21 protein-coding genes are annotated in these 19717 nt (G+C 39.8%); 16 read left to right on the forward strand and 5 right to left on the reverse strand.

What is annotated here, in order from left to right:
• Window positions 1–47 precede the first annotated feature (47 nt).
• Entirely contained in the window at window positions 48–1130 is a 1083-nt protein-coding gene (gene hemH, locus KO534_RS16005) for a ferrochelatase (RefSeq protein ID WP_215930806.1), read from the reverse strand.
• Between the two features lie 249 nt (window positions 1131–1379).
• Between hemH and KO534_RS16010 the strand changes: the two genes are divergently transcribed.
• From KO534_RS16010 to KO534_RS16025, 4 genes are read left to right on the forward strand one after another with little or no spacing between them, the layout of a single operon-like run.
• Entirely contained in the window at window positions 1380–1934 is a 555-nt protein-coding gene (locus KO534_RS16010; protein ID WP_215930809.1) for a hypothetical protein, read from the forward strand.
• Between the two features lie 8 nt (window positions 1935–1942).
• Window positions 1943–3706, forward strand: coding sequence for an OmpA family protein (locus KO534_RS16015; protein ID WP_215930812.1), 1764 nt, complete (start codon window positions 1943–1945; stop codon window positions 3704–3706).
• Window positions 3707–3765: 59 nt separating this feature from the next.
• On the forward strand, window positions 3766–4257 hold the full coding sequence (locus KO534_RS16020) for a Rab family GTPase (protein ID WP_215930815.1): 492 nt from the start codon (window positions 3766–3768) through the stop codon (window positions 4255–4257).
• A gap of 9 nt (window positions 4258–4266) precedes the next feature.
• Window positions 4267–6423, forward strand: a complete 2157-nt coding sequence (locus KO534_RS16025) for a putative bifunctional diguanylate cyclase/phosphodiesterase (RefSeq protein WP_215930817.1) — start codon at window positions 4267–4269, stop codon at window positions 6421–6423.
• Between the two features lie 7 nt (window positions 6424–6430).
• Here KO534_RS16025 and KO534_RS16030 read toward each other — a convergent pair whose 3' ends face one another.
• Together KO534_RS16030 and tolC are read right to left on the reverse strand one after the other, a co-directional pair.
• Window positions 6431–7246 carry an ion transporter gene (locus tag KO534_RS16030; protein WP_215930819.1) on the reverse strand — a complete coding sequence of 272 codons (816 nt, stop codon included), beginning with the start codon at window positions 7244–7246 and terminating at the stop codon, window positions 6431–6433.
• A 162-nt stretch (window positions 7247–7408) separates the two neighbouring features.
• Window positions 7409–8764 (reverse strand): outer membrane channel protein TolC, encoded by a 1356-nt coding sequence (gene tolC / locus KO534_RS16035; protein ID WP_215930821.1) that lies wholly within the window; start codon window positions 8762–8764, stop codon window positions 7409–7411.
• Window positions 8765–9025: 261 nt separating this feature from the next.
• On the opposite strand from tolC, the gene nudF reads away from it, so the two are divergent.
• The 6 genes from nudF to KO534_RS16065 all read left to right on the forward strand — a co-directional run bounded on the left by nudF (window position 9026) and on the right by KO534_RS16065 (window position 14751).
• Entirely contained in the window at window positions 9026–9661 is a 636-nt protein-coding gene (gene nudF / locus KO534_RS16040; protein WP_215930823.1) for an ADP-ribose diphosphatase, read from the forward strand.
• Window positions 9654–10097 (forward strand): DUF1249 domain-containing protein, encoded by a 444-nt coding sequence (locus tag KO534_RS16045; RefSeq protein WP_215930825.1) that lies wholly within the window; start codon window positions 9654–9656, stop codon window positions 10095–10097. Before nudF ends, KO534_RS16045 begins: the two co-directional genes overlap by 8 nt.
• A gap of 13 nt (window positions 10098–10110) precedes the next feature.
• Window positions 10111–10857, forward strand: coding sequence for a metallophosphoesterase (locus KO534_RS16050; RefSeq protein WP_215930827.1), 747 nt, complete (start codon window positions 10111–10113; stop codon window positions 10855–10857).
• 8 nt (window positions 10858–10865) lie between these two features.
• Complete coding sequence (locus KO534_RS16055; RefSeq protein ID WP_215930829.1) at window positions 10866–11444, forward strand: YqiA/YcfP family alpha/beta fold hydrolase; 579 nt, start codon at window positions 10866–10868, stop codon at window positions 11442–11444.
• A gap of 76 nt (window positions 11445–11520) precedes the next feature.
• A complete protein-coding gene (gene parE / locus KO534_RS16060) occupies window positions 11521–13410 on the forward strand; it encodes a DNA topoisomerase IV subunit B (RefSeq protein WP_215930831.1) in 1890 nt (629 codons plus the stop codon).
• Between the two features lie 54 nt (window positions 13411–13464).
• Window positions 13465–14751: a hypothetical protein gene (locus KO534_RS16065; RefSeq protein ID WP_215930833.1), complete on the forward strand. Its 1287-nt coding sequence runs from the start codon at window positions 13465–13467 to the stop codon at window positions 14749–14751.
• Window positions 14752–14770: 19 nt separating this feature from the next.
• Here the strand turns inward: KO534_RS16065 and KO534_RS16070 are convergent, their stop codons facing one another.
• On the reverse strand, window positions 14771–15079 hold the full coding sequence (locus KO534_RS16070) for a hypothetical protein (RefSeq protein ID WP_215930835.1): 309 nt from the start codon (window positions 15077–15079) through the stop codon (window positions 14771–14773).
• 92 nt (window positions 15080–15171) lie between these two features.
• Here KO534_RS16070 and KO534_RS16075 point away from each other — a divergent pair, with 92 nt between their 5' ends.
• Window positions 15172–15357: a hypothetical protein gene (locus KO534_RS16075; RefSeq protein WP_215930837.1), complete on the forward strand. Its 186-nt coding sequence runs from the start codon at window positions 15172–15174 to the stop codon at window positions 15355–15357.
• A gap of 29 nt (window positions 15358–15386) precedes the next feature.
• Here the strand turns inward: KO534_RS16075 and epmB are convergent, their stop codons facing one another.
• Window positions 15387–16412 (reverse strand): EF-P beta-lysylation protein EpmB, encoded by a 1026-nt coding sequence (gene epmB, locus KO534_RS16080; protein ID WP_215930839.1) that lies wholly within the window; start codon window positions 16410–16412, stop codon window positions 15387–15389.
• Window positions 16413–16446: 34 nt separating this feature from the next.
• On the opposite strand from epmB, the gene efp reads away from it, so the two are divergent.
• From efp to KO534_RS16105, 5 genes are all read left to right on the forward strand, one after another.
• Window positions 16447–17016: an elongation factor P gene (gene efp / locus KO534_RS16085; protein ID WP_215930841.1), complete on the forward strand. Its 570-nt coding sequence runs from the start codon at window positions 16447–16449 to the stop codon at window positions 17014–17016.
• Between the two features lie 66 nt (window positions 17017–17082).
• Window positions 17083–18057: an elongation factor P--(R)-beta-lysine ligase gene (epmA, locus tag KO534_RS16090; RefSeq protein WP_215930843.1), complete on the forward strand. Its 975-nt coding sequence runs from the start codon at window positions 17083–17085 to the stop codon at window positions 18055–18057.
• A 58-nt stretch (window positions 18058–18115) separates the two neighbouring features.
• Complete coding sequence (locus KO534_RS16095) at window positions 18116–18550, forward strand: hypothetical protein (protein WP_215930845.1); 435 nt, start codon at window positions 18116–18118, stop codon at window positions 18548–18550.
• 1 nt (window position 18551) lies between these two features.
• On the forward strand, window positions 18552–19193 hold the full coding sequence (locus tag KO534_RS16100) for a hypothetical protein (RefSeq protein ID WP_215930847.1): 642 nt from the start codon (window positions 18552–18554) through the stop codon (window positions 19191–19193).
• The gene (locus KO534_RS16105) at window positions 19193–19708 is read left to right on the forward strand and encodes a GNAT family N-acetyltransferase (RefSeq protein WP_215930849.1); all 516 of its coding nucleotides are present in this window, start codon (window positions 19193–19195) and stop codon (window positions 19706–19708) included. Before KO534_RS16100 ends, KO534_RS16105 begins: the two co-directional genes overlap by 1 nt.
• Window positions 19709–19717 lie beyond the last annotated feature (9 nt).

Here is a 19717-nt window from a genome sequence, read left to right on the forward strand (position 1 = left end):
TGACTTATCAATCTTATTTGTCACTCCCTCTAATATACCTTATTTTTCTAGTTCTCTGCACCTCTGGCTTTTGCTAATTCACTACGTAACTCTGTATTTTCTGAAGTCATAGACCAACCTCGCAACTGGCTTTCTATTAGCTTTGTAAGGGCCTGAATATGGTCAGGCTCAGCATTTAATGCTGCAATATATTCATATCGTTCACCGCCTGCTTCCATAAAATATTCCCTATTTTCCTCGGCAATTTCTTCGATTGTTTCCAAACAGTCAGCAGAAAAACCTGGACAAACTATTTGTACAGATTTAACACCTTGTTCTGGAAATCCCTTAAGGGAATGATCAGTATAGGGTTTCAACCATTCTTCTCGCCCAAAACGTGATTGAAAGCTCGTAAAATGCTGGTGTTCCTCTAGGCCTAACTCGGCAGCTAGTAGCCGAGAAGTTTTATGACATTCACAATGATAAGGGTCACCATTTAGCAAATACCTGTGGGGTATACCGTGATAACTAAAAACTAACTTATCAGCCTGACCATGTTGCTCCCAATGGGCACGAATTTTATCGGCTAACGCTTTTATGTAGTCAGGATTATCATGATAGTGAGTAATAAAACGCAATTCGGGGATCCAGCGTCTTTTACTGAAACTTTGGGCAACCGCATCAAATGTAGAGCCCGTTGTAGAAGCGCAGTATTGAGGATACAAAGGTAAAACGACCAATTTACGGACGCCTTGCTGCAACATTTTATCTATCACAGAGTCTATCGAGGGCGAACCATAACGCATCGCAAACTCTACCTCTATATTTTCACCATATTGCTGCCGTAATTCATCACGTAATGCATTGGTTTGATCTTGAGTATGAAACATTAACGGTGAGCCACGCTCAGTCCAAACTGTGGCGTAAGCTTTAGCCGAGCGCTTTGGTCGAATATTCAATATAACCAGATTTAAAATCATCCACCATAGTAGTCTAGGTATTTCTACCACCCTAGGGTCAGACAAAAATTCTTTTAAATAGCGCTTTAACTCGGACTTTTTAGGCGCTTCTGGTGTTCCCAAATTGGTAACTAAAACTCCCACCTTGTCTTCTTGCTTATGGGTAAATACGGGACTACCTTGATATTTCATGAAACACTCTTGGTGATGTTAGTTCGATATGGGTTTCTACTTAGTACCAGTGATGTACGCTACAACCGCCATTTTGGACTAGTACTACCAAAAATCAATATTTTAGTGGTTGAATGAACACTTCTGGTAACGTTTTCACCTAGATCACTGAAAAACAGTTTAAATATTCTGCAAATCTGTGCATGATGATTGAGTTTGAAGGTTAGTACACATTTATTAAAAGCATTATTCGAGCAGAGGATTTGCAACATGGCTAATAAAAAAAGTGCCGGTAATACCAATGACCAATCCACTTCATCCGCAGATTCAGAGGAGTTAACTGAACTTGAAAGCTTAAGACATATCGTTTTTGGTGCAGCTCAAAAAGACATAGAACAGCGTATTGATGCATTAGAACAGCAGACTAAGGATAGCTTCAACCAAATGCAGCAAAGCATGGAACAAAATACCCAAACTTTGCAAAATGCGATGCGTGATGGTTTCAATCAATTAGAAGATAAACTCGCAATTGCCGATCAAGGGCAAGAAGCAAAAGCCACTGAATTACATAGTTACGCCGACAAAATATCTTCCGAACTTGAGATGGCTGAAGCCAATAGCAAACAAGAAAATGACGAATTACACAATCGATTGGATAAAGAAATCAGTGCATTAACTGTAAAATTTACCAATCAACTTAATCAAGCATTAGAAAAACTCACACAAATGTCTAGCGACCTCAATTCAACTAAGACAGATCGCAAAACCTTAGCCAAATTACTGGCGACAGTAGCAAGTAACCTTGAAACAGATGAAGGTGAGTAGCCTGAAAAATGGCAGATTTAAACGAGCAATCCAGCAGCAATTCTGATACTGCGCAAATGCGCCAAATACGTCAATTGGTATTGGGAGAAGACGGGCTGCATGTCAGACAAACGCTAAAAGACAATGCCCGTGAATTGGTAGGCGAAGTATTTACTGAAGCTTTGCACGACCGCGAAACACAAGATGGTTCAGTCAACAAAGTGCTATTGCCCATAGTAGAGAAATCAGTTGAAAAATCGATAGCCACAAATAGTGACCGATTTGTTAGTTATTTATACCCTCTGATAGGTAGCCTAGTTAGAAAATCAGTTACCGCTTTTATTACTGAACTTTTAGAAAAAACCAACACCCTAATCGAAAACAGCCTAACAATTAAAGGCCTGACGTGGCGATTTAAAGCATGGCAATCTGGGGTCACCTTTTCCCAATATGCCGCGAGCCAAACTTTTGCTTTTAGAGTTGAGCAGGTGTTTTTAATCCATCGAGAAACCGGATTATTATTGAACTCAGTTTCCTTAGGCTTGGAACTGGAAGCAGATGCTGACATGGTCTCTTCCATGTTAACGGCTATAAACGATTTCGTTTCTGATTCTTTCAATACTAATACGGGTAAAGTAGAGCAAAATCTCGATGTAGTGCGAACTGACGATTTTACCTTATTATTGAAAAAGGGCCCTAAAGCGTCAGTAGTGGCGGCAATAACAGGCAATATGCCTCAAGGCGTAGCTAATCAACTACAAACAACGTTAGAAGAAATTCACAAGCTTTATGACAAAGAGTTAGATAAGTTTGATGGTGATTCGATACCTTTTAATAATAGTGAGCATCAATTAAGAGACTGTTTGATGACAGTCTTAAAACCTGAACATGACAGCAGTAAAAAACCATGGATGGCATGGACAGTGGTTTTACTGATTCTATTAGGTTGCGGCTTTTTGCTTGTAAAACGCTGGAACTCTCATGAATTAATGAATCAAGTGAGGTTAATTGATAACGCTCCTGGTATTTTGCTCACCAGCATAGAGACTTCAGGGCTCGAACAAATACAGCTCGAAGTGTTACGTGACCCTGCATCTGTATCAATCCAAGAATGGCTTGAGCTAAATGGCATAGATAGTAACCTAGTCATATTTAAAGAAAGAGCCTACTTATCACTGGATCCCCTCCTAATAAAACATAAAACTGAAAAAATTATTGCTGACTACCCGAATGTCAAGGTCGACTGGGTTGGTGATTTTCCAAAATTTAGTGGTAACGTAACCAATTTAGATAAACTACTTTTGCAAGGTGAGTTAACAAAGTTGATTGGATTAAATTTCCAAACTAACTGGTTAGATGACTTAATTATTGAGGGAACAGAAAGTACCGCTAGCGACGACCCTGAATTAGTGAGGGCAATTTTAGATTTAAACATTGCCAAAATAGACCGAGTTTCTATCGCATTTGAAGCGGGGCAAAGTGATTTATCTGAACAGGCAATAGAAAAATTAATTTCGGTTAAGCAGCAATTTAATAATTTAATTGAAGTCGCAGAGCAGCAAGAGTTATCCTTAGGCCTAATTATCATGGGCGCAAGCGACACAGTTGGCACGGTATCTTTCAATAAAATATTGAGTCAGAAGCGCGCAGATAATGTAAAGTTAAAACTGCAAGAACTAGGGATAGCTGATAGCCGCTTAAATGCAATTGGGTTGGGCGTTATCGAATTAGAAACGGCCAAAGATGCAGCGCGGAAAGTAATGTTTAATGTAGTATATTTTGAAGGCGGTTAGGGGCTGCGTCAAAAATACGTAGGAAAATAATAATAAAAATTAGGTCAAATAGGACAAACATGATCCAAAAGAAGATATGCCTACTTGGTGCCACTGGCGTAGGTAAAACTAGTTTGGTTAAACAATACGTTGAAGGTATTTTCTCTGAGAAATATCTGACCTCTATCGGTGTGAAAATTGATAAAAAACAAGTAGAGACGGAAAATCAAACAGTACAACTGATGATATGGGATATTGAAGGTATTGATCGCTACTGTGGTTTTCAAGCTAAATATTTACGTGGCGCATCGGCCTTTATTATTGTCACTGATCACACACGCTCACAATCATTGGTGGAAGGATTAGATATACTCAAAATGGTGAAGGAAGTGGCTGACATTCCCGGAGTTTTAGCTGTAAACAAAGTGGATTTGCCTGCTAGCTGGCATTGGAGCGAAACTGAACTTGCAGAAATCAAACAGGGCTTTGTTCAATTTTTTAATACTAGTGCAAAAACTGGGGATGGTGTCGAACCCATGTTCACGCATATTGCCAAAGTATTAACAGCGTAACTAATTCTCGTGGATGCTTCTCTACTTGCAGCCTTAGGTTTTCTAGACTGCATTGTTTTTCAGCGGTTATCGCCCAATGAGTTTGAAGTATTGTATAAAGCGGGAAATTGGCTAGATGAATTACTACCAGAAACTGTTGGCAGCAAAATATTTAGTTTTGAGCATAACTCAGCTTATCTCGAAGACTTTTTAATTGACGCTGAAAACCTGTGGCTGGTAAATAAAAATGGACGAATTGACTCTGGAATGTGGTCCGAGCAATTGTCTAACCAAGTAATTCGTCTGGAAGCGTCGGCCGTAGTCGCTGACAAAAAGAATTATTTAATCGTTAACAAGTTAAACGCTAAATATAAACAAAAACAAGAAACCCTTCAAATTGCCAGAGAATCGCTACTAACGGCTGACAAAATTTCTGCTCAACATGATTACCTTCACTCTAGATTAGAAGAGTTGCTTAGCGAAACTGAGCGAGCCTTTCCCGCAAACCAGCCTGTGACACAAGCGTTAGCACAAACGGATTTAGGAGTGGCAATTTTTGATACCGATTTACTTCTATTAAATAGTAATCCAGCGTTACGCTCTATATTTGATGATACGAATATTAAAACGAATCTTCCTGCAGATAAATTGTTGTTGGAGCTATTTAGAAATCAGTACCCCGAATGTGAACGCATTTTCTCTACCGCAAGTTCTTGGATCGGCGAGATTTTTTGGTTAAACCCTCCATTACAAGGCAAATGGCTGAAATTATCAATTCAACCTATTAAGAACGACGCTCAAGAAGTACAGAATTGGTTGTTCAGTGCAAGTGATGTAACACAAGTCAAATACTTGCTCAAACGAAACGAAAAGCTAACCCACTTCGATGCGCTGACGAATCTTCCAAATCGTCAGTATTTTTGGCAAAACCTTGAAAAAAAGATCCAGCAAAATCGTCCGTTCTATTTGCTATATCTTGATATTAAACAATTCAAACGCATCAACGAAATACATGGTCATTTAATTGGTGACGAAGTGATAAGAGAACTGTCGATTCGGCTCAATAACTTGGTAAATGCCGATGACATGATAGCCAAAATAGGTGGCACTGAGTTCGCAGTGATTCTAGAACTCAAACACTCCCATGCTCAAATTTCTTCGATGGATCAGGATTATGCGGTCACATTTGCAGAAAAGTTGATTGGCACAAGTTGTTTACCTTTTTACCTCAGTTCAGGGCTTAAATGTGAAGTAGGGTTAAATGTTGGCGTAGCAGCCTTTCCTAAAGACTCCAGTAGCGCTGAAGATCTGATGAAATATGCTGATTTAGCGGTTTATGCCGCTAAAAAGAAAAGTATCAGTAGCATCTCATTTTATTCCAAAGAGTTAGTCGATGCGTCTCGCAAGCGTATTGAAATGGAAGATGCTCTACGTAATGCGTTGCAAAACCAAGAGTTTGAATTATATTTACAACCAATATTGAACCTATCTAATGGTCAAATAATTAAAGCAGAAGCCTTGATTAGATGGCATCATCCTGATGGTCATATGGTATCACCAGACGAGTTTATCCCATTGTCCGAACAAACAGGATTAATCATTCCTATCGGTAAATGGGTGATAAAAGAGGCGTGCGCAATACTGAAACGGTTAACCTCTCAAGGTGAACCAATTAAACTTTCTATTAACTTGTCGCCTCGCCAAGTTGGCGATCGTCAATTGTTCGAATTTATTAGTGATACCCTAATAGAATCTCAAGTCAATCCACAACAGTTAGAAATAGAGCTGACTGAAGGTGTGTTAATAGACAACTACGATAGAGTACATTTTTTACTCGCTGAAGTGCGCAAGTTAGGGATCAGTATTTCAATTGATGACTTTGGTACGGGTTATAGTTCACTCGCATATTTACAAAAGTTACCCATAGACCAATTAAAAATAGACAGATCATTTGTTAATGAAATCAATGAAAATAGCCAAGATAGTGATGGCGCTATTATACTAGCGGTGATCGCCATGGCCCACAATTTGAAATTAGAAGTCATTGCCGAAGGTGTTGAAACCGAATTACAAAGAGATTTTCTGAAACAACATAACTGTAATATTGCCCAAGGTTACTTGTTTAGCCGACCACTTCCCTATGACGAATTTTGTGAATTGCTTGCTGCTCAAAAAGCTAAAAAATAAATTGCCCCTAGGAACCTTTACGATCCTGCATCGCGATAATCTGCCCCTGTAATTTTGATATTTGTTCAGAAATATCTTTAAGGCTTGGTTCGCCAGTTTGTTCGACAGCTTCAGCTCGTGCATTGGCATTTTCTTGCTCCATGACGTTTACCACGATCCCAATCACCATATTTAAAAATGCAAAAGCAGTAAAGAAAATAAAGGTTAAATAAAACAGCCAACTCGATGGATAAACTTCCATTGTTTCGTACATAACATCTGTCCAATCTTCAAACGTCATGACTCTAAACAAAGTTAACAGTGATATTGTGATATCTCCCCATAAAACCGGATTGATAGCTTCGAATAATGTACTCCCAACTGCTGCGTATATGTAAAAAATGATGAACATCAGCAACATTACATAACCGAGTTGTGGTAACGCTTTAATTAATGAAACTAATAAAATTCTAAGCTCAGGGATAATTGAGATCATCCTGAGTACTCTAAAGACACGGACTAACCTTGCCACCAGCGCTAACTCTGTATCATCAGCCGGGATCAAACTAATAATAACTATCAAGGTGTCGAATAAATTCCAGAAACTTTTAAAGAAGTCTCGTTTGCGATGTTCAGCAATAAATCGAATGCTAATTTCAGTAAGAAAAAAAGCACTGATAAACCAGTCCATAAATTTCGCTATTGTGTACACGTTTTCTGACATGTCATAGGTTTTTGCGCCTACCAATAGCGCTGAAAAAATAATGACTGTGACAACAAACATTTCGAATAATTTATTGGAGCGAATTTGAATGAATTTGGCTTTTAGTGTCGAAGCTTGCATGCTAGAAAGTAGATCTCAGAAAAATAAAAAATCGGCGATAGGGTATTCAATTAGGTTTGGCTGTCAATCAATTATTCAAAACCATAATGAAATTTGATTAAGTAATAGACTTGTCATTGTAGAGCTAAAAGAGGACGGCAAACACCACCCTCTATTAGATTTTTAGTCCGCTTTTGAAACGACTAGACCACGATTGATGTCGATCAAATCTTGCTCTGATAAATTACCCGATGCACGTTTAAGATCCAAAATTGCGCTAATAAAATCGTAACGAGCACTGGCTAAATTACGTCTAGCATCAAATAGGTTTCTAGTGCTATTAAGTACGTCGACTATAGTTCTGGTACCTACATCAAAGCCAGCTTCTGTAGCTTTTAAGGCGCTATCTGCAGACACAACAGCTTGTTGTAAAGCTCGTATAGTTGATGTCGCCGCAATAACGTCATTATATGCAGAACGCACTGAACGCACTGTTGAACGATGCGTTAACTCTAAATCTTCGCTTGCAGCAACAAAACGATATCTAGCTTGTGCCGTCTGAGCAGAAACTGAGCCACCAGAATAAATTGGAACACTTAAAGTTAAACTGATTGAGTTACTGTCTCTAGCAGGAAAATCACCGTTGCCGTTTATCTCGGTATCGTCTCTGCCATAGCTGCCACTCAAAGATAGAGTCGGATAGTGCCCTGCTTTTGCGGATGATATGTCGTCTTTGGCGATTTCTTTAGAAAAATTTCTGACCATTAAATCAAGGTTTTTTTCTTCAGCTATTTTCAACCAATTCTCGACACCTTCTGGCGAAGGGCGCGATGCACTAAAATTCTCTGTATTTAAAACAGCTAATTTATCATGATATTTTCCAGTAATTTCACGCAACTCTTCTAAACGTAACTCTACAACATTTTCTGCTATGATTTCTTGAGCAACAGTATTATCGAAGTTGGCTTGTGCTTCATGCACGTCAGTAATAGCAGTTAAGCCAACGTTGAAACGTTGTTTGGTTTGTTCTAGTTGACGCTCGATGGCGCGTTTCTCTGCTTGTACAAAAATCAAACTGTCTTTAGCGCGCAGTATAGCGAGGTAAGCGTCAGTGGTTCTTACGATCAAGTCCTGTTTAGATAATGCGTAACTAGTATCGCTTTGATGCGCCACTTTCTCGGCACGGGATAAAGCCACCCAGTTTTGTCTGTCGTAAATTGACAAACTCAGACTCAAATCTAACCCTAGGTTTTTTGAATCGCTCTCAATGATGCCTACAAATGGCTGTCCATTGGCATCGGTGTCAAAGTTAAATGATTCTGAGGTACTATCGGAATAACTAAGGGAGCCCGACACTGAAGGTAATAAGTTCGCTCTGCTAATTGATATCCCTTCAAACGCAGCATCTCTGTCAGCTTTAGCACGGTTGATGGTTGGGTCTTTCTCAACAGCCATTTGATAAACTTGGTAGAGATCATCTGCTAATACAGATGTTGAAATCCCCATGCTGATCAATAACGACAAAAATGTTTTTTTCATTGGTAGTCCTATGTGGTTCCTAATCTGGTTCTAATTTTGTATGCCACTAGGCTACGTCTAGTCGAATACTTTTTGTATGATGGTAAAGTCTAAGCAAAACAAGCGTTAAGTAACAATGCTTTGTGGTAACACCAAGGTCTCAAGTGTAACAGAATATTATACATTAATTGAGCCTAGGCATACCAACATATGAAACTTCGTTATGTTAATCTTACCTCTTATAATACTGACACAAATTAAATATTGAGCAGCGGTGAAAAATTGAAACGAGGTCAACACACTATCCAACAGTTTTCAGGTAGCGATGTACAAATTTTAAGTAAGGAAACCTTATATCAAGGTTTTTTTAAAATGGTTAAGTACGCATTTAAACATAAATTGTTTGCTGGCGGCTGGAGTGATGTAGTTCAACGTGAAATTTTTGAACGAGGTCATGCTATTGCGGTATTACCCTACGATCCAGTGTTGGACGAATTTGTAATGATTGAGCAAGTTCGAATTGGTGCGCTACCAACATCCTCTTCACCTTGGTTAATTGAGGTAGTGGCTGGAATTATAGATGAAGGTGAAACACCTGAAGCGGTTTGTCGCCGAGAGGCTAAAGAAGAAGCAGGTTTGGATATTCAAAAGTTACACAAAGCCCTAAGTTATCTATCTAGCCCAGGAGGTACAACGGAACGTCTACATATTTATGTCGGTTTGATAGATGCCAGCGATGCCAAAGGGGTGCACGGTTTGGATTATGAAAGTGAGGATATTTTAGTTCACCGAGTGCCTTGCTCTATTGCCCTCGATTGGATTAACCAAGGCAAAATTGATAACGCTGCCACCCTGATTGCACTACAATGGTTTGCTATGAATAAACAACTCGTTTTGGAGAGTTGGTCACATGACTAGAGAGATAGGTCGTAAATATGTGCCTAAGGTCGCCAACATGCACAAGGTGTGTGAGGTTAACTACGGGCGTTTATTGAGACTGCTTCCTGATTGCGATACACAAGATTTACAATATCAATTCGAAGTCAATGCTAGTTTACTCTATACCATCAAAATAATTGAATGTAGTCGTTATACAAGTACCTTAGAAATGTCACAAAAAAGCCACATGGGGTACGACTTTTTGCGTCCAGTGGTGCAAGTAAGATTGTATCATGATGCAAAAATGGCTGAGGTCATCAGTGCGCAAAATATTGGCTCATTGCAACCTAGCTACCAATATCCAAATATGAAAATGTACCAAAAAAACGAAAAAGAAATGGTGAATATATTTTTAGCTGAATGGTTGCAATTTTGTTTGACTCAAAGCAATCAGCTATATTCCTCCGAAGCCTAATTTATTGTATTAGATGAAAATCATACAAATTTCAGATTGCCATTTATTTGCGGAGATCACTAAGGTCGGGTACAACAATATCAACCCTTTTCACAGCCTAAAAAAACTGTTGGCGAATGTTAAAATACATCAACCAGAAGTGGTATTAGTTACAGGGGATATTAGCGGGGACGGCACTGCACAAAGTTATCAGCACTTTTCTAACTTACTGCAACAAGCGGAAATAAACAGTCGGATAGCCGTCATTCCTGGCAATCACGATAATCAACAACAATTAAGCGCCAATATAAATCCTGAATATTTATGGTTGCAGCATTCACAATTGGTTTTAGCTAAGCAGTGGCATATACATTTACTAAACACCCAAACAAGTCAATCTGTTGGAAAACTATCTATTGGTGACCTCAATGGTTTATCTGAATATATCAATCGGTATTCAAACGACTATCATTTATTAGCTGCCCACCACCACCCTATTCCATGCGGTGGATGGATGGATAAACATGAATGGACAAATAGACAGCAATTTAATGCCGTTGTTGCCAACAATCCGTCTATCAAAGGAGTGATATATGGGCATATTCATACGGCGCTTGAAGAACAAGTAAAGCATTGTTTATATATGGCCTGCCCTTCAACTTGTTGGCAATTTGCTAACCAAAAATCTTTCGCTATTAGTCATTTAAAGCCAGGATTTAGAGTGATAAATCTTCTAGAAAATGGTCAAATAACAACATCTATTCATCGCATTGAAGAGTAACCACTAACGTGCAATATGTTGTTATTTATCTACATGGATTCCTTAGTTCTCCTGAGTCTCAAAAAGCAACTCAAACACGTGAGTTTGTAAGGGCTAACTATCCTGATTTAACCATGGAAATACCGCAGCTTTCTAATTATCCAAATGATGCACTCCGAGATATAGAAGTTTGTATCGCTAAACACAAAGGTAAAAAACTGCGTTTTATTGGGAGTTCTTTAGGTGGTTTTTTATCCACATTTATGGTCGAAAAATATTCTGGAAAGGCCGTGTTAATTAATCCTGCAGTACGCCCCTTTGACCTCCTGAAAGATTTTTTGGGAGAGCACGTAAATCCTTATACCCAACAACATTTCACACTACAGAATAAACATATTGATGAACTTCGTCGACTAGATACAACTCGATTAAAACCAACATCTGACTATTGGGTACTATTACAAACAGCTGACGAGACTTTAGACTATCGCCAAGCAGAAACTAAATATCACAACTACAAATTGAGTATCGAGCAAGGTGGAGATCACAGTTTTCAGGATTTTCAGCGATTCTTACCAGATATTTTTAGGTTTCTACTGCAAGACTAATTGAAGCTTGGTATAACTTGTTATGGGTAATCCCATACATCCACTAATCGAATAATAAGAGCGCTGATTAACCACTATGTCAAATCAATACAACGCAGACGCCATTGAAGTACTAAACGGCCTTGAGCCAGTGCAACGCCGCCCAGGTATGTATACTGATACCACGCGCCCCAACCATTTAAGTCAAGAAGTTATTGATAATAGCGTCGATGAAGCACTTGGAGGTTTCGCCAGCTCAATTCGAGTGATATTACACCCTGACCAATCTATTGAAGTCACGGATGACGGTCGTGGAATGCCCGTAGATATTCATCCTGAAGAAGGTATCTCAGGCGTAGAACTGATCATGACTAAACTGCACGCTGGCGGCAAGTTCTCAAATAAAAACTATCAGTTTTCTGGTGGTTTACACGGTGTCGGCATATCTGTGGTCAATGCCTTATCTAAACGAGTAGAAGTGACAATCCGTCGTGATGGCAATGTACACCAGATTGCCTTTGAAAATGGTGACAAAGTCCAAGAATTACAAATAGTTGATACTTGTGGCAAACGTAACACTGGCACTAAGGTACATTTTTGGCCAGATCCCAAATATTTCGATTCTGCTAAGTTTTCGGTATCTAAACTGTTACATGTTTTGCGAGCTAAGGCGGTATTATGTCCGGGGTTGCGAATTCGTTTTGATGATAAGAATAGCGGTGAAACCACTGAATGGTATTTCGAAGATGGTCTCAGGGACTATTTGTATCAGTCAGTAAAAGAATTCGTCACCTTGCCTGAAGATGCCCCCTTTGTAGGCGCTATTTCAGGAAACACAGAGGCTGCAGATTGGGCTGTAATGTGGTTGCCAGAAGGCGGTGAAATGGTCACCGAAAGTTACGTAAACCTTATTCCCACCGCTCAAGGTGGTACACACGTCAATGGTTTACGCCAAGGCTTATTAGAGTCGATGCGAGAATTTTGTGAATTTCGAAACTTGTTACCTCGAGGGGTGAAGCTTACCCCAGAGGATATCTGGGATCGTTGTAGTTATGTGTTATCAACCAAAATGCAAGATCCTCAATTTGCTGGGCAAATAAAAGAACGTTTGTCATCTCGTCAGGCCGCTGCTTTTGTATCAGGGGTGGTAAAAGATGCCTTTAGCTTGTGGCTTAATCAACATACCGATGTGGCAGAGTTATTAGCTGAAATGTGTATCAACAATGCGCAATCCCGGCTACGTCAAAGTAAAAAGGTAGCGCGCAAAAAAATCACTCAAGGTCCAGCTTTACCCGGTAAATTAACTGATTGTTCAACTCAAGATTCAAGCCGTTCAGAATTATTTTTGGTTGAGGGTGATTCTGCTGGGGGCTCAGCAAAACAAGCCAGAGACCGCGAATTTCAAGCGATTATGCCGCTTCGTGGTAAAATCCTAAACAGTTGGGAAGTTGATTCTTCTCAAGTATTAGCTTCCCAAGAAATTCATGATATCTCAGTAGCCTTAGGTATTGATCCAGACTCAGAGGATTTAAGTGGTCTACGTTATGACAAAATTTGCATTTTAGCCGATGCCGATTCAGATGGTCTTCACATTGCGACTTTATTGTGCGCATTATTTGTTAAACATTTTAGAACCCTAGTCAACACCGGACATGTATACGTCGCTATGCCTCCGTTGTTTAGAATAGATATAGGCAAAGAAGTTTATTATGCCTTAGACGAAGGTGAAAAAGATGGTATTTTGGACCGTATAGTTGCTGAGAAAAAACGGGGTAAAGTCAACGTACAACGGTTCAAAGGATTAGGTGAAATGAACCCGCTACAATTACGCGAAACCACCATGGATCCAAATACTCGCAGGTTAGTACAATTAATGGTTGAAGACGCAGAACAAATGTTAGAAACCATGGATATGTTACTCGCCAAAAAGCGTGCGCCGGATCGCAAAGAGTGGCTTGAATCAAAAGGGAATATGGCAATCGTGTAGTAATATTTTCTCAATTAGTACAGATTGTGTCACTAGGCTTAAAGGGTACCTATATTGGTTAAGCTATTTAAATATATAAGTTTTTTATTGCTGTTGTTAGCTTTTGTTGTTTTCGGACTCTTTGTAACCGCCATAGAATCCGCTCCCACTGTTGTCACGCACAGCGGTGAACAAGTCAACCAAGCAGAATCAGTCAAAGAGCTGATGACTCAACTTAGAGATAGCGTAAAAAATAGAACTCATAAGCAGACTATCGATATTAGCCAAGATCAGTTGAACAGCTTAGTGGGGTTTGCTCAGCGAGCCCATGAAAAAATTAATGGCCAAGTGCATATCGCGGCTGACTCCACCCGCATTTTAGCAAGCTATCAATTACCTAATAATCCTTTTGGGCAATACCTAAATATTGATGTTTTATTATTGCCTGGCTCTGGGATTAGAGTCGAATATATTAAGTTTGGTTCGGTAAAAATACCTGGCAACTTGGCCTTACAAACCTTGATTCACTTTGCAAATTGGTACACCAGTAGCGATATTGCCAGTCAATTTGTCAAGCAAGTAGAATTTGTCTCTATGTCTAAACGTCAAATTCAACTGACAGTGCTTCCTCTAGCACAGTTTCTCAGAGAACTGAATGATGTCAAACAAGGTGTAGGAGGTACCAGTGACGAAGCTATGCGTCTCAGAACAGCCTTTTATTTGCAACAACTGTCCCTTTTAAATGTAGGTAAAAGATTATCACCACAGTCGTTATCTGAGTATATCGGAGCAATGTTTAGTTTCGCAAAAGCACGCTCCAACTATGAAACCGCGCCTAAAGAAAACGAGGCAGCCATTATGGCACTGGCAATATATGCTGGTCACCATAGATTTGCTAACTTAGTGGGTGACGTGCAACCTCTAAAAGGCAAGGTAGCAATGCCTAACGCCAAACCAACTTTGGCTAGTAGAACAGATTTGAATCAGCATTTTATTTTTTCCGCCGCTATTAAAATATTATCAGAACAAGGCCTAAGTATTGCCATAGGCGAATTCAAAGAATTAATGGATAGAAGTGACGATGGAAGTGGTTTCAGCTTTGTAGACTTAGCGGCTGATTTTGCCGGAGTAGAGTTTGCAATAACCGCCACTCATCCCACAACGGCGATTTTATTGCAGAATACGTTAGCGGGAACTGCCGACGAACTTTTGTTTTTCCCCAATATTCACGATTTACCGGAAGGTTTGAGTAAAACCGAATTCAACCGAGAGTTTACCGCAGTTGACAGCCCTGAATACCTAAAAATGGTGCAAAGTATTAACCAGCGAATCGCCAATCTAGCGATTCATCAAGGACCTTGAATACGGTCGACTTTTTGAGTTAACGAGCAGTCTTTTGGAATTGGTTCAGGGTTTTTAATATCAACTCGATTTTTTTTACTATTTGCGGTAGTTGTTGTTTTAGCGTTTCTTGATCTTGTTGATCTAAAGCCAGCACTTCATTGGCTAGTTCTTCAACATAAGGTTTGAATAATCGGCTACTAGTTTTGAAGCCCGCATCTTTTGCGAAAATCGCACTGAACTTACCTTTTCCATCTTGTTGTAAACGGCTGATGATGTGATCGGCATCGATGGATTTTCGGTATATAATTTGTACGTTTTCGCTAAGGCTTTGAATAATTGTTTGCATAACTAAAGTTTTACTTAAGGTTGTCGATACAGATTTGATGCGGGCGATTTTGCCCGTTTTTGTATGCTGCTACAAGTAATAAGGAGCACTGTATGGATATTTCAGGAGCAAGTAACTCGTCGGTTAGTTCGACGCTTGAAATCAAATCTCTACAACTTGCTAAATCACAGCAAAAAGTAGAAGGTCAAGCGACTCTAGATCTAATCGAGGCGGCTGCCGCACCTAAAGTTTCGTCTGCTAATTCAGCAATTGGGTCTAATATCGACACCTTTGCTTGATTCTAAAAGCATAGCCATTTTGGAACTTGCTATGGATGAAGCTGTAAATCAAGTGGCGTCTTGCCGGGCTGGCCGCCTATTTCTCTTACGAGTTTAGGCACCAGATAACCTGGCTGACGTTTTATCAATTCTTTTATCAAATTTATTGCGTTGACTTCCGGTAGGTCAAAGTGTTCTGCACCTTGAACCTTATCCAAAACATGCAAGTAATAGGGCATCACACCTATTTCGAATAGCGCTTCATTTAGAGCAACTTGTTTATCCGCGCTATCATTTATACCTTTGAGCAACACCGCCTGATTGAGTAATGTTACCCCCGCTTGTTTTAATTTGCGCAGCGACGCTGCCAAAGTCTCATCTATTTCGTTGGCGTGATTGATATGTAACACCATCACAGGTTTAAGACGAGACTGTGTAAACCAAGAGATAAGTTCGGGTGTAATTCTAGAAGGAATCACTACCGGTAAGCGAGTGTGAATGCGTAAGCGCTTAACATGACTCATATTCTCTATTTCAGTGGTGAGCCATGCCAAAAAATCATCCTTAGCCATTAGAGGATCACCACCTGAATATATCACCTCATCAATCTGCGGGTTACAGGCAATATATTCTAGTGCTTGTTGCCACTCTTGTTTGTTTAAGTGATTGTCGCTGTATGGAAAGTGCCTTCTAAAACAATAACGACAGTTTACTGCGCACCCGCCTCTTACCAGTAATAACAAACGATTTTGGTACTTATGTAAAATACCAGGCTGTTGATTATTTTGCTCTTGTAATGGATCGGTAGAAAAACCTGGAGTAGATTGGAATTCTCTTTGGCTAGTAAACACTTGTAAAAATAAAGGGTCGAGTGGGTCCCCCTTTTTCATTTTAGCTGCAAACGGGCGTGGCACCCGCATCGGAAACAGTTGCCGCGCTTTGACATCTTCTTTGTAGCATTCTACAGGCAATTCTAAGTAATTAAGCAATGAAACAGGGTCAGAAAAGCACATTGCCAGTTCTTTTTGCCAGTTACTCTCTACAGCCATCAATTTTTTAGGTATTATTTGCGTCAATTACAGACTCAGCTTAGTTATATTATGGGGACACATGGCAAATTTCAGCACAAATGAGTTTAAATCGGGCCTTAAGATAATGCTCGATGGCGAACCTTGCAACATTCTTGAAAATGAATTTGTTAAACCAGGTAAAGGCCAAGCCTTTAGTCGGGTTAAAATTCGCAAACTTATTTCCGGAAAAGTAATAGAAAAAACCTTTAAATCAGGTGATACGGTAGAAGGTGCGGATGTATTGGATACCGAATTAGCTTATTTATATTCAGATGGTGAATTCTGGCACTTTATGAATAACGACACGTTTGAACAGATAGCCGCAGATGAAGCTGCCGTTGGTGAAAACGTTAAGTGGCTAGTTGAGAATGACACTTGCACCATCACACTATGGAACGGTGCACCAATTGCTGTCCAGCCAGCTAATTTTGTTGAACTAGAAATTACTGAAACAGACCCTGGCCTTAAAGGTGATACAGCTGGTACGGGTGGCAAACCCGCCACATTATCTTCTGGCGCAGTAGTCAGGGTACCACTATTTGTTCAAACCGGTGAAGTCATTAAAGTGGATACCCGCAGCGGCGAGTATGTATCTAGAGCACAAAAATAATTCACGTAGTCAAAAAGTAGAAAGCCCACTTTGGTGGGCTTTTTTATTGTTTAAAATAGGATTTCAATGCAATCGAACAACTGGAGGCCTAGCGCATCAATTGCGGCGTTAAAACAACGCGCCTTGGTTTTGCGGAAAATTAGACACTTCTTTGCAGAACGTGACGTGCTTGAAGTAGACACACCTGCTTTAAGTCACGCCACTGTCACTGACGAACATTTACATTCGTTTTCGACCCAATTCCAGCACCCCTTCGCACCTCAATCGCAAACTTTATATTTACAAACCTCTCCTGAATTTGCGATGAAAAGACTATTAAGTGCAGGAAGCGGAGCTATTTATCAAATATGTAAATCTTTTAGAAACGAAGAAACAGGACGTTTTCATAATCCTGAATTTACCATGCTCGAATGGTATAGGCCGGGTTTTAATCACGTACAACTGATGTCGGAGATTGATGATCTAATTCAAATGGTTTTGGAGTGTGAACCGGCTGAAAAAAAAACTTATCAAGCGCTATTCAAACAACACCTAAATTGCGATCCCTTAACTGCAACATTAGATGAACTAAAAACACTAGCCAAGCATCACGGATATGGGGAACTCGCTGCAGAAGAAAACAATAGAGATACTTTACTAATGCTGTTATTTAGCCAGCAAGTAGAACCCCACATTGGCCAAGACCGCCCGTGTTTTGTGGCAGATTTTCCCGCTAGCCAAGCCGCGTTAGCCCAAATAAGTGCCACTAACCCTTTGGTAGCGGAACGCTTTGAATTGTATTTTCAGGGTATCGAATTGGCTAATGGATTCCATGAACTAACTGACAGTGTCGAGCAACTTAGTCGTTTCGAACGCGATAATAAGCAACGCCAAAAACGGGGCTTAGATAGGATGCCTATCGATCAAAATTTTATAGCAGCGATAGAGTCAGGTTTACCTGAGTGTGCAGGTGTTGCATTGGGAATTGATCGACTACTAATGCTAGCATTGAAATGTAATAAAATTGAGCAAGTTATCGCTTTTGAAAATAGCCGAGCATAGATGCCAAAGGCCGCGAACCCTATAACCTTGTATTTTTAATAATCTAAAGGATCAAAAGTTGCCTAATCCTAATGTACATACAAACGCAAACGCCCTACAAAGTGAATGGATCACTCTACAAAACCAATTTGACAGTTATGAGAAATGTTCGCTAGCAATTAAACTTACGAGTGTTCTAGTCTGCTGCTTTTTGGTGTTTAGTGTAAATGCTGGGATTGGAGGCTCGTTGATAATTGCTATATTGTGGCTACAAGACGGCATTTGGAAAACCTTTCAAAATCGTATTTCGCAGCGACTTGTAGTTGTCGAACAAGCTATTCATGATGAGATTAATCAAGGTCAAACATCGCGGTTAGGCATGCAATTTAATCTTGTTTGGAGTCAATCTAGAGCCAATGTATTAGGTTTGCTTAGCGAATATATCAAACAATCACTCAAGCCGACCGTTGCTTATCCTTACGTGGTTTTAATTATCTTTATAGTTGTGGCGTAACATGTTGACTAGTCAACAACACTACTTGGTGGGATATGGCAGTTTACTCAGCCACGATAGTCGTTCACGCTATTCAAATATATTCTGCGATAATATGCCTATCCGAGCCCAAGGATGGCAACGAGAATGGTTGGCAAGAGGTATGGAAGACTTACAAACCTGTTTGGGAGTAAGCCGAGTTGAGTCAGCTCATTTGAATGGCGTGTTGTTACCCATTGAACAAATAACACCTGAGTTACGCAGTCGCGAACAAGACTATGAATTTATTGAAATTGACCCTGCCACTATAGTGCCTGCCAAAAAATCTGCCGCACTTGAGAATGAGCTATCTAAAATTCGCGCTAATCCAGACAAGTGCAAGATATGGATATGTGCCAATATTCACAAAAAGCAGGCCAGTACCGACTACCCTATTTATCAAACCTACTTAGACACTTGCCTTGTGGGTTGTTTTGATATGGGCATAGATAATTTTGCAACTGACTTCATTCGCCATACTTATTTTTGGCAGAATGGCTGGGTAAACGACCGGTGTCGTTCCGGTTACCCCAGAGCGGCAAAAGTCACAAAACAACAACAATTGAAAATTGACCAACTCTTGAAACAAATGCAATTATTGAAATATCGTCGAGAAGAGGTTTGATGAAAACGCTTGAATCTAACAGATTAACATTGAGACAGTTAACTATCGAAGATGCGGATTTTATTGTTGAGTTGATGAACGACCCAGATTGGCTTAGATATATTGGTGACAGAGGTGTTAGAAATAAACAGGATGCTATTACCTATATCAAAGAAGGCCCACAAACCATGTACCAACAACACGGCATGGGATTACTATTGGTAGAATCTCTGTCACCCAAAGTTCCCCTTGGCTTATGCGGTTTACTAAAGCGAACTGGATTGACTCATCCAGACCTTGGCTTCGCATTTATGCCACAGTACCGAAAACAGGGATTGGCTTTTGAAGCTGCTAAATTGGTTTTGCACGATATTAATCAACAGCAACTTCACTCAAAGATCCTTGCGTTGACTTCACTAGACAATCATAAATCAATCAATTTACTGGAAAAACTGGGGTTCAGCTTTAAATCAATAATTCGCTTAGACGGTAGTATTGATGAAACTCGGTTGTTTGAGCTTAGTATGAAAAAATAACGTCGCTTT

This window comes from Paraglaciecola arctica, from assembly GCF_018861065.1.
In the GTDB taxonomy this organism is placed as follows: domain Bacteria; phylum Pseudomonadota; class Gammaproteobacteria; order Enterobacterales; family Alteromonadaceae; genus Paraglaciecola; species Paraglaciecola arctica_B.

What these genes read in the sequence shown, in the direction of transcription:
- hemH (WP_215930806.1), bottom strand. Translation starts at nt 1,130, where the DNA reads ATGAAATATCAAGGTAGTCCCGTATTTACCCATAAGCAAGAAGACAAG.
- KO534_RS16010 (WP_215930809.1), top strand. Translation starts at nt 1,380, where the DNA reads ATGGCTAATAAAAAAAGTGCCGGTAATACCAATGACCAATCCACTTCA.
- KO534_RS16015 (WP_215930812.1), top strand. Translation starts at nt 1,943, where the DNA reads ATGGCAGATTTAAACGAGCAATCCAGCAGCAATTCTGATACTGCGCAA.
- KO534_RS16020 (WP_215930815.1), top strand. Translation starts at nt 3,766, where the DNA reads ATGATCCAAAAGAAGATATGCCTACTTGGTGCCACTGGCGTAGGTAAA.
- KO534_RS16030 (WP_215930819.1), bottom strand. Translation starts at nt 7,246, where the DNA reads ATGCAAGCTTCGACACTAAAAGCCAAATTCATTCAAATTCGCTCCAAT.
- tolC (WP_215930821.1), bottom strand. Translation starts at nt 8,764, where the DNA reads ATGAAAAAAACATTTTTGTCGTTATTGATCAGCATGGGGATTTCAACA.
- KO534_RS16045 (WP_215930825.1), top strand. Translation starts at nt 9,654, where the DNA reads ATGACTAGAGAGATAGGTCGTAAATATGTGCCTAAGGTCGCCAACATG.
- KO534_RS16050 (WP_215930827.1), top strand. Translation starts at nt 10,111, where the DNA reads ATGAAAATCATACAAATTTCAGATTGCCATTTATTTGCGGAGATCACT.
- parE (WP_215930831.1), top strand. Translation starts at nt 11,521, where the DNA reads ATGTCAAATCAATACAACGCAGACGCCATTGAAGTACTAAACGGCCTT.
- KO534_RS16070 (WP_215930835.1), bottom strand. Translation starts at nt 15,079, where the DNA reads ATGCAAACAATTATTCAAAGCCTTAGCGAAAACGTACAAATTATATAC.
- KO534_RS16075 (WP_215930837.1), top strand. Translation starts at nt 15,172, where the DNA reads ATGGATATTTCAGGAGCAAGTAACTCGTCGGTTAGTTCGACGCTTGAA.
- efp (WP_215930841.1), top strand. Translation starts at nt 16,447, where the DNA reads ATGGCAAATTTCAGCACAAATGAGTTTAAATCGGGCCTTAAGATAATG.
- epmA (WP_215930843.1), top strand. Translation starts at nt 17,083, where the DNA reads ATGCAATCGAACAACTGGAGGCCTAGCGCATCAATTGCGGCGTTAAAA.
- KO534_RS16100 (WP_215930847.1), top strand. Translation starts at nt 18,552, where the DNA reads ATGTTGACTAGTCAACAACACTACTTGGTGGGATATGGCAGTTTACTC.
- KO534_RS16105 (WP_215930849.1), top strand. Translation starts at nt 19,193, where the DNA reads ATGAAAACGCTTGAATCTAACAGATTAACATTGAGACAGTTAACTATC.